This window comes from Lelliottia sp. F153 (assembly GCF_002870005.1).
Taxonomy (GTDB): Bacteria; Pseudomonadota; Gammaproteobacteria; order Enterobacterales; family Enterobacteriaceae; genus Enterobacter; species Enterobacter nimipressuralis.
The window spans coordinates 246098-258411 of the sequence record NZ_PKFT01000004.1 but is presented as its reverse complement, the minus strand read 5'-3'; the positions used below and the strand labels follow the sequence as shown (position 1 = coordinate 258411).

Annotated in this window: 11 protein-coding genes and 1 riboswitch; of the genes, 5 read left to right on the top strand and 6 right to left on the bottom strand. The window is 55.3% G+C overall.

What is annotated here, in order from left to right:
* Positions 1–15: 15 nt before the first annotated feature.
* The 3 genes from F153LOC_RS13240 to F153LOC_RS13230 all read right to left on the bottom strand — a co-directional run bounded on the left by F153LOC_RS13240 (position 16) and on the right by F153LOC_RS13230 (position 3351).
* The gene (locus tag F153LOC_RS13240) at positions 16–1392 is read right to left on the bottom strand and encodes a diaminobutyrate--2-oxoglutarate transaminase (RefSeq protein ID WP_102104115.1); all 1377 of its coding nucleotides are present in this window, start codon (positions 1390–1392) and stop codon (positions 16–18) included.
* 263 nt (positions 1393–1655) lie between these two features.
* Entirely contained in the window at positions 1656–2117 is a 462-nt protein-coding gene (locus tag F153LOC_RS13235; RefSeq protein ID WP_100779562.1) for a hypothetical protein, read from the bottom strand.
* 202 nt (positions 2118–2319) lie between these two features.
* Positions 2320–3351: a YadA-like family protein gene (locus F153LOC_RS13230; protein ID WP_102104148.1), complete on the bottom strand. Its 1032-nt coding sequence runs from the start codon at positions 3349–3351 to the stop codon at positions 2320–2322.
* A gap of 470 nt (positions 3352–3821) precedes the next feature.
* A riboswitch (TPP riboswitch) is annotated at positions 3822–3918 on the top strand.
* 36 nt (positions 3919–3954) lie between these two features.
* Between F153LOC_RS13230 and thiM the strand changes: the two genes are divergently transcribed.
* Genes thiM through F153LOC_RS13215 form a run of 3 tightly spaced genes read left to right on the top strand, consistent with a single transcriptional unit; the run spans position 3955 to position 6318 of the window.
* The gene (gene thiM / locus F153LOC_RS13225) at positions 3955–4725 is read left to right on the top strand and encodes a hydroxyethylthiazole kinase (RefSeq protein WP_102104114.1); all 771 of its coding nucleotides are present in this window, start codon (positions 3955–3957) and stop codon (positions 4723–4725) included.
* Positions 4722–5522: a bifunctional hydroxymethylpyrimidine kinase/phosphomethylpyrimidine kinase gene (gene thiD, locus F153LOC_RS13220; protein ID WP_102104113.1), complete on the top strand. Its 801-nt coding sequence runs from the start codon at positions 4722–4724 to the stop codon at positions 5520–5522. The genes thiM and thiD overlap by 4 nt, the downstream gene beginning before the upstream one ends.
* A gap of 49 nt (positions 5523–5571) precedes the next feature.
* Positions 5572–6318 carry a GntR family transcriptional regulator gene (locus tag F153LOC_RS13215; protein WP_100779578.1) on the top strand — a complete coding sequence of 249 codons (747 nt, stop codon included), beginning with the start codon at positions 5572–5574 and terminating at the stop codon, positions 6316–6318.
* Here F153LOC_RS13215 and F153LOC_RS13210 read toward each other — a convergent pair.
* The 3 genes from F153LOC_RS13210 to F153LOC_RS13200 are packed head-to-tail and all read right to left on the bottom strand — an operon-like array spanning position 6292 to position 9523.
* Complete coding sequence (locus F153LOC_RS13210) at positions 6292–7248, bottom strand: PfkB family carbohydrate kinase (protein WP_102104112.1); 957 nt, start codon at positions 7246–7248, stop codon at positions 6292–6294. The genes F153LOC_RS13215 and F153LOC_RS13210 overlap by 27 nt on opposite strands.
* Positions 7245–8249 carry an ADP-ribosylglycohydrolase family protein gene (locus F153LOC_RS13205; RefSeq protein WP_102104111.1) on the bottom strand — a complete coding sequence of 335 codons (1005 nt, stop codon included), beginning with the start codon at positions 8247–8249 and terminating at the stop codon, positions 7245–7247. The genes F153LOC_RS13210 and F153LOC_RS13205 overlap by 4 nt, the downstream gene beginning before the upstream one ends.
* Positions 8246–9523, bottom strand: a complete 1278-nt coding sequence (locus tag F153LOC_RS13200; RefSeq protein ID WP_102104110.1) for a nucleoside permease — start codon at positions 9521–9523, stop codon at positions 8246–8248. Before F153LOC_RS13200 ends, F153LOC_RS13205 begins: the two co-directional genes overlap by 4 nt.
* Before the next feature lie 252 nt (positions 9524–9775).
* Here F153LOC_RS13200 and fbaB point away from each other — a divergent pair, with 252 nt between their 5' ends.
* Entirely contained in the window at positions 9776–10828 is a 1053-nt protein-coding gene (gene fbaB, locus F153LOC_RS13195; RefSeq protein ID WP_102104109.1) for a class I fructose-bisphosphate aldolase, read from the top strand.
* Positions 10829–11139: 311 nt separating this feature from the next.
* Entirely contained in the window at positions 11140–12294 is a 1155-nt protein-coding gene (locus tag F153LOC_RS13190; RefSeq protein WP_100779583.1) for a mandelate racemase family protein, read from the top strand.
* Positions 12295–12314: the final 20 nt, after the last annotated feature.

The window sequence follows — 12314 nt, the reverse complement described above, 5'->3', positions numbered from 1 at the left end:
TTTTTCCTAACTCCGTTAGACCGGGCGAACGCCCGCAGCAAGCAGCGCCTGCTCGAATTTATCCAGGAAGACTTTCAGTTCCTGATCGCTAATCAGCAGGGATGGCAGCAGACGCAGAACCACGCCGTTACGACCACCGCGCTCCAGAATCAGGCCTGCTTCGAAGCATTTCTTCTGGATCAGGGCAGAGAGATCGCCGTCGCCCGGGAAGCAGCCCATGTGATCTGCCGCTTCGTTCGGTTTCACGATCTCGATGCCGATCATCAGGCCCAGACCGCGCACGTGGCCGATCACCGGATAACGCTGCTGCAGCTCAACCAGCTGGCCTTTCAGCCATTCGCCCTGAGCGGCCACTTTGTCAGCGATATTCTGATCTTTCAGAATTTTCAGCGTGGTCAGACCTGTTGCCATCGCCAGCTGGTTGCCACGGAAGGTGCCGGTGTGATGACCTGGTGCCCAGGCATCGAACTGTTTTTTAATGCCAAGAACAGCCAGTGGCAGACCGCCGCCGACAGCTTTAGACATTACGATGATGTCTGGCTCGATACCCGCGTGTTCGAAGGCAAACTGCTTGCCGGTACGGCAGAAGCCAGCCTGAACTTCGTCGAGGATCAGCAGAATGCCGTGTTCCTGAGTCACTTTACGAATGCGCTGCAGCCACTCAGCCGGAGCCGGGTTCACGCCGCCTTCGCCCTGAACCGCTTCCAGAATCACGGCTGCAGGTTTACGCACGCCGCTTTCGACGTCGTTGATCAGGTTATCAAAGTAGTAGGTCAGCGCTTTCACGCCCGCGTCACCGCCGATACCCAGCGGGCAGCGGTACTGGTGCGGGTAAGGCATGAACTGCACTTCTGGCATCATGTTATCGACCGCTTCTTTTGGTGACAGGTTACCTGTCACAGAGAGCGCGCCGTGGGTCATCCCGTGATAGCCGCCGGAGAAGCTGATAATGCTGCTGCGACCGGTGACTTTTTTCGCCAGTTTCAGCGCGGCTTCTACCGCATCGGCACCGGATGGGCCGGTGAACTGCAGGCAATATTCTTTGCCCTGGCCTGGCAGCAGGGAGAGCAGATACTCAGAGAACTCGTCTTTCAACGGTGTTGTCAGATCGAGAGTATGTAACGGCAAGCCGCTGGTAATGACATTTTGGATGCTTTTCAGCACATCAGGATGGTTATGGCCAAGCGCGAGGGTGCCAGCGCCGGCAAGACAGTCAAGGTATTCTTTATTATCTGCATCGGTAATCCACACGCCATCTGCTTTAGCGATCGCTAAAGGCAGTTTGCGAGGATAACTCCTGACGTTCGATTCAAACTCGGCCTGACGGGCCAGATAGGTTTCGTTGCTTTTGCGGGCATCTGCGGTGTCAATACGGACTTTATCCGTCATCATATCACTCCCACAACCGGGGCAGCCTTATGCGCCTCGATTGAATAAATAGTTAGTAAAGGATAGGGCGAGTAAAAAACGCGGCCAATATAGAGCCTTTTGGCGCGTGGCTCAATGGTTAATTTGTTTACTGTTTTGTTACAAAAGAGGGGGGTTAAAGAGCGTTCAATAACCCGATGTTTTTGATAACAAAAATCTGCCGCTTCGACGCAAAAAGCCCTCACCCCGCGCAATACAAAAAAGGCGGCACGTTAGCCGCCTTAACATTACTTCTGCGTGAACTGCAGTAAGCCATGATCGCGGCCATGGGTTTTATTCCATGACGCATCGGTAATACCGTCTTCATCAAGGGTGATGGAGAGTACGTAACCCGCGCCTTTAATCTCATAACTATTCGCATTAAAACGCTTTATCGTCGCCTGCTTACCGTTGATTTTGGCGGTGAAAAAGCCGTTGCTGACGCTGGCTTTGATCCCGTTGGCCGTGAACGAAGCTTCACGCAGCGGGTCATGCACTTTGGCGCTCTGACCGTGTTGCACGGCGTTGGCGGCATTCTCAAGCGCCTGTTTTTCGGCCACGGCGTTCATCGTCGTGGTGCGGTTTTGCTCCGCTAAATAACAGGTGTCGCGGCTGACGCCTTGCGCTTCACACTTCGCCATACGCTCAGCCGGAGAGGAACAGGCCGAAAGCGCAGAGACAGCAATGGCGACCATCATTAATTTCTTCATTTAATAACCTCTAACACATTGGATACAATTTAAAGATGAGATGAGATCGCGACAGGAGAAATAATCTCTGTACATCGTCCCGAGCCAAAATCCGGTCAGTATTAATAAAATATAAAGCACAGCTGAAAATATTATTATTTTTATCATGATGGCTATCATCAACAGGTACAAAATCACTCTTTAATAACGATGAGCAGATTTATCAGAAGCCAATTCCGATACCCGCGCCCATCGCGAAATCGTTGTTGGTGGAATCACTGACACCCGCTTTAATCACGGTTGCGTCGCCTGCATGGAATGATGCGCCCACGCTCAGCGCCTGCTCATTTTTGAATGTCCCGACGCCTGCGGAAAACATCACCTGCTGGCCCACCTGCACCTGAGGCATCGATGCAATGGCGATGGCCGATGCCGCCCCGCTGCGGGACTCTTTCTTGTTATCGTCCACTTCATCTTTCAGGTTTTTGAACTGACTATTACTGGCGGACTGCTGTTGAGCAAACGACTGTTTCGCGTCTTGCAGGTCTTTCTCGACGCTCGCCGACTGCTGGGCAGCGGCACTCTGCAGATGGTTAATCTGCTGATTCACATCCTGTTTAGTCTGCTGAAGATCTTTATTCAGGCTGGCCGACTGCTGCGTGCTGGTGTTCTTCACCGTCGAAATCTGCTGATTCACATCCTGCTTAGTCTGCTGAAGATCTTTATTCAGGCTGGTCGACTGCTGCGTGCTGGCGTTCTTCACCGTCGTAATCTGCTGATTCACATCTTGCTTAGTCTGCTGAAGATCTTTTTCAATATTGGTTGTTTGCTGCGTGGTGGTATTTGTTACCGTCGTAATCTGGTTAGTGATGTTCGTGTTTGTCTGCTGCAGTGCATTATCGATGTCGATTTTCTGCTGAGTGACCGCATTATTCGTATTATCAATTTGCGTGTTTAAATCTGCTCGCGTCTGCTGTAAATCATAGTTGACCACCAGTACTGCATCTTTAGTGCTATTCAGATCGTCATCTACGCCACTGATACGCGTATTCAGTCCCTGAAAAGCCTGTTCGCTATCGACTTTATTTTGGGTAATCTGGTTCTGATGATCGTTGATAAGACCGATAGCCGCCTGGTGATCGGCTTCAACGGTATCACCCCACGCTTGAGAATAATCTATTGGTGCAGCAAATACGCTTCCGGCGCAGATGAGAGTCAACGCAAATACAGCGACAGGGGTTTTACGAGTAAGCATTAATTTCACGATCTCAATCTCAACAATAAATGCATAATTCTTAGATATAACGCAGCTAAAAACCGACGCGAAAAATCGAGTCGAGTAGGTCTGCTCCAGAGGATGTATTTTTTTGATGGTCACAATCTTATTAACCGGGCTGAACTATCGTCTAACTGACGCGTGTGAACTTTGACGCAGATCACGTGCAATGCATATATCTAAGTTGCTGAAAGTAAACATTAATTTTGCATAAAGCGTTGTTTTTATTTGTATTGTTACCCTGGTTTGCGAGGTGGTAGTGCGAAGAGAAGCGGAGAGTTAAAAACATTAAATCTGAATAATCAAAGAGATTAAATGTATACACAGTAAATGAATGTTGAGGCTATTTTTTTAATATTTTTTCCCTGACGCACGACAGAAATCGGCTCGCGAAGGCTTGCCTGAGGCGATGGCTTGCTCTACCCTGCTAAAATTACTGAACTGCTCAGTAAGTTGACTCGGGGTGCCCTTCTTTGTGAAGGCTGAGAAATACCCGTACCACCTGATCTGGATAATGCCAGCGTAGGGAAGTCAGATGCCCCCCACGGCTATCGCTTCTTGACGCAAGGCAGGAGCGAAACCATGCAGCCTGACCTGCTCGATTTACACGTCTTACACCACTTCCGTACCCGTTCTCCGCTTACTCACTGCATGACCAACGATGTAGTGCAGGCCTTTACCGCGAACGTTTTACTGGCCCTCGGGGCCTCTCCGGCGATGGTTATCGAAGCCGAAGAGGCGGAGCAGTTTGCCGGGATAGCCGATGCGCTGTTAATCAATGTCGGTACGCTCACCTCGCCGCGCGCGCAGGCCATGCGCCGGGCAATTGAACGTGCGGTTGCCGCAGGGAAGCCCTGGACGCTCGATCCGGTGGCGGTCGGTGCGCTGGCGTTTCGCACCCGCTTTTGCCAGCAAATTCTCACTCTGAAACCCGCCGCCATCCGTGGGAATGCCTCAGAAATCCTTGCCCTTGCCGGCATGAGCGCGGGAGGTCGCGGGGTAGACACCACCGATACCGCTGCCAGCGCGTTGCCCGCAGCCCAGGCACTGGCACGCCAGACCAACGCCATTGTTGCGGTCACGGGGGAGGTGGATTACGTCACCGACGGGCAGCGAACGAAAACCATCGCTGGCGGCGATCTCATGATGACCCGCGTGGTCGGCACCGGCTGTGCCCTGTCGGCGGTGGTTGCGGCAAGCTGCTCGCTGCCGGGCGATCGGCTGGATAATGTGGCTGCCGCCTGTGGATGGATGAAGCGCGCGGGAGACGTAGCCGCCGCACACAGCGCCGGGCCGGGCAGTTTTGCGAGCGCCTTTATCGACGCCCTCTGGAATCTGGAGGCGCAGGCATGAAACGTATCAACGCACTAACCATCGCAGGGACCGATCCGAGCGGCGGCGCGGGTATTCAGGCCGATCTCAAAACGTTCTCCGCTCTCGGGGCTTATGGCTGCTCGGTCATCACCGCGCTGGTGGCGCAAAATACCCGTGGCGTGCAGTCGGTCTATCGCATTGAGCCAGATTTTGTCGCGGCACAGCTCGATTCTGTGTTCAGCGACGTACGCATTGATACCACCAAAATCGGCATGCTGGCCGAAACCGATATCGTTGAAGCGGTGGCCGAGCGGCTGAAGCGCTATCAGGTACAAAACGTGGTGCTCGATACGGTGATGCTGGCGAAAAGCGGCGACCCGCTGCTTTCAACGTCTGCCGTTGAAACCCTGCGTAAAAAGCTGTTGCCGCAGGTTTCGCTCATTACGCCGAATCTGCCGGAAGCGGCAGCGCTGCTCGATGCGCCGCACGCCCGCAGCGAACAGGAGATGAAAGAGCAGGGCCGTGCATTATTGGCGCTGGGCTGTAAAGCGGTGCTGATAAAGGGCGGTCATCTGGACGACGCCGAAAGCCCGGACTGGCTCTTTACCCGCGACGGTGCGCAGCGATTTACCGCCCCGCGCGTCATCACCAAAAACACCCACGGCACCGGCTGCACCCTGTCGGCGGCACTGGCGGCACTGCGTCCGCGTCATGAAAACTGGGCCGATACGGTGCAAGACGCCAAAGCCTGGCTCTCACTGGCGCTCGCCAAAGCCGATACTCTGGAAGTCGGTCACGGTATTGGCCCGGTTCACCATTTTCATGCATGGTGGTAAAGCGCTGAAGGAGTATACTGATTAAGGACTTTCTGCCAGGAAAACAGAGATGGAACAAGCGCATACCCGGTTAATTGCTCAACTGAATGAACGGTTTGCGGCGGTGGATAATACCCCGCTTTATCTGAGATTTGCCGAGACGGTAAAAAACGCCGTGCGCAGCGGAATGCTGGAGCATGGCAACATTTTGCCGGGCGAACGCGATTTGAGCCAGTTGACCGGGGTGTCGCGCATTACCGTGCGCAAAGCGTTGCAGGCGCTGGAAGAGGAGGGCGTGGTGACGCGTTCTCAGGGCTATGGCACGCAGATTAATAACATCTTTGAGTATTCCCTCAAGGAGGCGCGCGGGTTTTCTCAGCAGGTGGTCCTGCGCGGCAAAAAGCCTGACACCCTGTGGGTGAACAAACGGATCGTCAAATGCCCGGATGAAGTGGCGTCGGAGCTATCAATCGCACCGCAAAGCGATGTGTTTATGCTCAAACGCATTCGTTACGTCGACGACGACGCCGTGTCGATTGAAGAGTCCTGGGTGCCGGTTGGGCTGATCCACGACCCCGATGCCATCGGTATTTCTCTGTACGACTATTTCCGCAGCCAGAACATTTTCCCGCAGCGTACCCGCTCGCGCGTCAGCGCCCGGATGCCGGACAGCGAATTCCAGATGCACATCAAAATGGACGAAAAAATACCGGTGCTGGTGATCAAGCAAGTCGCGCTTGACCAGCAACACCGGCCGATTGAGTACAGCATTAGCTACTGCCGTAGCGATTTATACGTCTTTGTGTGCGAGGAGTAGTTCCTCGCGCGTCGGCGCACAGTCGCCGCCGCGATGACTAACTACCCACGCGGCCACCGCATTACCGAGTAATACGGCGTCCGGGAGCGCCCAACCCGCCGCAAGCCCGGCCAGCGTTCCGCCTGCGTGGCTGTCACCCGCACCAATGGTATCCACCACCGTGGCGGGAAATGCCGGAACATGCCCGGCATTTTCACCGTCGTAATACTCTGCGCCGTCTTTATCGTGCCGCACAATCAGCGGGCAGCTGTAATGCGCCTGCCACGTCTTGCCGAGGGCTTCCACGGACACACCTAGACGCTCCGCCGCAATAACGGCTTCCTGGCGATTCAGCGACACAATCGGTTTGCAGGCCATGATACGTGCCATCAATGCATCAGGAATATCCGCGATGCGTGGCCCAAAATCGATAAACGCCGTTACGTCTTTAAGCCCTTCCAGCCAGTGTGTCAGCAGGTCCCCGCACGGCGAGGCCAGCTGGTAGCCTGAGAGCGATACCAGGCTGTGAGGCGGCACCACAAGCGCGTCCAGCCAGCTCTGCTGCCACTGGTTTTCCACGCCGCTGAAAGACATAAAGGTGCGCTCGCCGTCCGGCTCCACCAGCGCCAGGCACCAGCCGTTATCACCGCTTTCGGCTTCCACCGCGCTGTGCAGATCCTGTTTCGCCATGGCGTTACGAATGATATCGGCCCACACGCCGTGTCCGACCGGCAGCGCGTTTTGCGCCGTGATCCCCAGGCGTTTCAGGGCGATAGCGATGTTCAGCGCACAGCCGCCAATGTTCACGCCCTGCTGTTTTAATTCGATATCACACCCGCGCCAGGGCAGGGCGTAGGCATCGGCGATCACGTCGATGACCGCCGCACCCAGTACCGTCACCGGACGCTGGGCCGTTAAGGTTTCAAGCTGGTGAGAAAGTTCGGTTCTCATGCGCCCTCTCTTTCTTCCCGATAGTGCAGCAGATGCTCGCAGTAGTAGCCAAAGTCCAGCTGATTCACCGCATCCAGCTCGGCTTTCAGGGCCGGATCAATCGCCTGCACGCCGTGCAGCGCGCCGCAAATCGCGGTCGCCATCGCACCGATAGTGTCCGTATCCCCGCCGAGATTTGCGCATAAAATTGCGCAGCGGTTCGGGTCTGTCCCGGCCAGTTCCACCATCGCAATCGCCGCCGGAACGGACTCGATGGTGCTGGTGCCTGCGCCGACGAGCTGGTAAATCTGCTCGCTTGCGGAGTCGATGCCGTTGGCCTCGCGCACGGTTTTAAGGGCCAGTTCCAGACGCGCAGCCAGAGAAGCGCTGAACGTGGTGGATCTGGACTCCTGGGCATAACGCGCGATGCCGGGCAGGGCGTCGACGATGTTCTGCCAGCTTTCCCCGTCAATGGCGCGGGAGATTGCCCAGGCGATTACCACCGCACCGGCAATCGCCAGATCCGATTTATGCGTTGGACTGGAGGCGAGCGCCACCTGCTCAACAAAATGCTCAAGGCGGGTGGCCGGGAGCAGGCAGCCGAGCGGTGAGGCGCGCATCGCCGCGCCGTTGGTAACGCCATTATTTTCCAGCTCGCTCACCGGTTTACCGCTGCGGATGGCGTTCAGGGCAATTTTTGACGTCGGGCCGAGCACATTCTTATTAAAAGCATCAAACTCTTCGGCCCACAGCAGGATATGCCTGCCGATGGCATCGGGATCAATCTGCCCGTCGCATTCGATAATGGCATCCGCCAGGCTCAGGGCCATGGAGGTATCATCCGTAAACTCCGCCCGGCCAAAATAACAGGCGGCATTATTCTCTGCCGGGCCGGGCAAAAAGCGGTCGATCCAGCCAAAATGGGCTTTCACGCGGCTTCTTGGCCACAGCTCTGACGGCATGCCCATCGCATCCCCCAACATCTGCCCGTACAGGGCACCGAGAATACGTTCTGCTTTCATTTTACTTCCCCTCGTGTCAGCGCAGTATCGGCATCATCCACCTCAATGGCGGTGATCTCTTTATCCGATTCGCGGAAAAACAGCATAAACAGCACGGCGATAACGGCGATCATAATGCCGCCGAACGCCCACATTCCGGCCCAGTTGAAGGTCAACCCGTTCACAGGCTCTTTATAAGCAAACATTTTTTCCATCATCACGCCGCCCAGACGGTAGCCCAGCAGACTGCCAAAGCCCTGGCAGCAGAGTGTGATCAGCCCTTGCGCTGCGGTACGCATATGCACTGGCGCTTTTTTGTCCACGTAGATATACGCGGTGACGTAATAGAAGTCGTAGCTTACGCCGTGGAGCAAAATGCCCAGGAACAGCAGGGCGTAGGTGAAGTACTGATCTGCGCCACCGAGGACAAAGAAGCCGTAGCGGATGGCGGCGGTAATCAGGCCCAGCAGCAAGACCTTTTTAATACCAAAGCGCTTGGTGAAGAAAGGCAGCGCCAGCATAAAGAAGATTTCAGAGAATTGGCCGAGGGTCATCCAGCCGGTGGCGTTTTTCATGCCCACTTCCGTGAGATATCCGTTCGCAAAGATGTAGTAGAACGCCAGCGGCATCGCGAACAGGAACGAGCAGAAGAAGAACACGAGGAAGTTTTTATCGCGCAGCAAAATCAGCGCATCCAGCCCCAGCATCACTTTGATATCCAGCTTGCCGGTGCTCTTCGGCGGCGTGTTCGGCAGGAACAGGGCAAACACGCCCAGAAGCGCAGAGCTGGCCGCCGTCATCATCAGGGGAATATTGGTGTCAGAAATATCGTTGTAGCCGAGCATCTGCGGCAGGAACCCGCAGGCCAGGCCTGAGGCGATCCAGCCAATCGTCCCCATCACGCGGATGCGCGGAAAATCGGCCTCCACGTCGTCGACGTTCGCAAAGGCAATGCTGTTGGTCAGGGCGATGGTCGGCATGTAGGTCAGAGAGTAGAGCAGCAGCAGCGGGAAGAAGGCGCTGAACTGCGTTTGCTGAGCGGCAAAGTACATCAGAATTGCCCCGGCAAACATCAGCACCGCCAGCACTTTTTGCGCGGCAAAGAAGCGGTCTGTCAGCGAGCCAACGAGGATCGGCGAGAGGATCGCGGCGATAGCGGTACAGGCATACGACCAGCCAATTTCCCCGGCGGTAAAGCCGCTTTTACTCAGCCACAGCCACAGCGGCACAAACCACGCGCCCCAGATAAACCATTCAACAAACATCATGAATGACAGTTGGACTTTCGTTTTCATTGTTTAATCCTGCATGTCAGAGAGGGTACGCCTTTAACATACCACTCAATAATACCTTTTAAATACCTTTGCGGTGATTGTTTGATCAATGTAACAGTTTTGTTGTACACGAAACGAGCCAGCAGATTGTGCTGAAAAAAAAGACTCAGGCTGGAAAATAGGCTAAGACGGGTCCAGGCTTAGTCTGCTCACAAAAATGTGGGTATGGATATCACGCTCCGACACGATGTCGGAACTTACGGGAGCATCGCTATGACTGATATTGCGCAGCTGCTTGGCAAAGACGCCGACAGCCTTTTACAGCATCGTTGTATGACTATTCCAGCCGATCAGCTCTACCTGCCGGGCCACGACTACGTTGATCGGGTAATGATTGATAACAATCGCCCGCCTGCGGTTCTGCGAAACATGCAGACGCTTTACAACACCGGGCGCCTCGCCGGATCAGGCTATCTGTCCATTCTGCCCGTTGACCAGGGCGTCGAGCACTCTGCGGGAGCGTCGTTTGCCGCCAATCCGCTCTATTTTGATCCGAAGAATATCGTTGAGCTGGCGATTGAAGCCGGCTGTAACTGCGTGGCGTCTACTTACGGCGTGCTGGCCTCCGTGTCGCGCCGCTACGCGCACCGCATTCCCTTCCTCGTAAAACTGAACCATAACGAAACCCTCAGCTACCCGACCGAATACGACCAGACGCTGTACGCCAGCGTCGAGCAGGCGTTTAACATGGGCGCGGTGGCGGTAGGGGCGACGATTTACTTCGGCTCTGAACAGTCCCGTCGTCAGATTGAGGAGATCTCCGCGGCGTTCGAGCGTGCCCACGAGCTGGGGATGGTCACGGTGCTGTGGGCCTATCTGCGCAATAACGCCTTCAAGAAAGATGGCGTGGATTACCACGTTTCTGCGGATCTCACCGGCCAGGCGAACCATCTGGCGGCGACCATTGGCGCGGATATCGTGAAGCAGAAAATGGCAGAAAATAACGGCGGCTATAAGGCGGTAAACTTCGGTTACACCGACGACCGTGTTTACAGCAAGCTGACCAGCGAAAACCCGATTGATCTGGTGCGCTACCAGCTCGCCAACTGCTACATGGGCCGCGCGGGGCTGATTAACTCCGGCGGTGCGGCAGGCGGCGAAACGGATCTGACCGATGCGGTACGCACGGCGGTGATCAATAAACGCGCGGGCGGTATGGGCCTGATTCTGGGCCGTAAGGCGTTTAAAAAATCGATGACCGAAGGCGTTAAGCTGATCAACGCGGTGCAGGACGTGTATCTGGATACCAAAGTCACTATCGCGTAGGTTTACTGCAATCCCTTCTCCGAACGGAGAGGGGATTTATCAGATCCGATAATTTCCCTCTCATTTCTATGGGAAAAGAGATAACCCAAAACTCCGTTTCATTTCAGCCAAACCCTTATCCCGATCAACTTCACACTTCCCCTCTCTTTTGTGAAAACTGTCACTTCTCACCGTGCATATGCCCAATAAATGGTCGATGCTTAGCGGAATTTGTCTAAGGCAGCGGACGAATTTTGCGCTTAAAGTTACTTTCGAAACAGCTTTTCAAATTACGAAGTCGCTCTGAACCTCTGTTGTTTTAAGGACTGATAATGAAAATTGAATCTGTAAACGTCACCGTCTTCCAGTACCCGACGCGCCGGGTTTCCGACAGCGCCGGGCACTCGCACCCTGGCCCGGAAAGTATGGCCAAAATGGCGATGCTCTCGATCACGGCAGACGATGGCACCAAAGGGTACTCTTTCGCGCCGCCGGAAGTGGTGCGCCCCTTTGTGGTCAATACCTTCTTTCGCAAAGTGCTGGTCGGCCAGGATGCGTTCAATCGCGAGAAAATCTGGCAGGAGCTGGCGCACTGGCAGCGCGGGAGCGCGCACCAGCTCACCGAGCGCGCGCTTGGGTTCGTCGAGCAGGCGCTGTGGGATCTGATTGGTCGCAAACTGAATATGCCGGTCTGGAAACTGCTTGGCGGCTATCGCGATAAAGTTCCGGCCTACGGCAGCACAATGTGTGGCGACGATCTGCCAGGCGGCCTGTCGACGCCGGATGAGTACGCGAGCTTCGCTGAAACCCTGGTGGCGCGCGGATACAAAGCCATCAAACTTCACACCTGGATGCCACCCGTCTCGTTTGCGCCAAACCCGAAAATGGACGTCAAAGCCTGCGCCGCCGTGCGTGAAGCGGTCGGGCCGGATATCGATCTGATGATCGACGGCTATCACTGGTACAGCCGTACTGAAGCGTTGTATATCGGCAAAGAGCTGGAAAAACTCAACTTCGCCTGGTTCGAAGAGCCGATGGAAGAGGAGAGCATGGCCTCCTACGCCTGGCTTGCGGAAAACCTGTCGATCCCGATTATCGGCCCGGAAAGCCTGGGCGGAAAACACCACAGCCGCGCCGACTGGGTGAAAGCGGGGGCGTGCGACATTCTGCGCGCGGGCGCTAACGGCGTGGGCGGGATATCACCGACGCTGAAAGTGGCGAACCTTGCGGAGTCCTTCGGCATGGACTGTGAAGTGCACGGTAACGGCGCGGCAAGCCTCGCGGTGATCGGCGCCATTAAAAACTGCCGCTGGTATGAACGCGGCCTGCTGCACCCGTTCCTTGATTACGACCAACCGGCGGCGTATCTCCACAGCCTGGTCGACCCGATGGATGAACATGGCATGGTCAGCCTGCCGAATCGCCCTGGACTCGGCGAAGACATTAATTTTGCGTATATCGAAGCCAATATCGTCAGCCACGACTGACACATAAAAACGTACCCTAC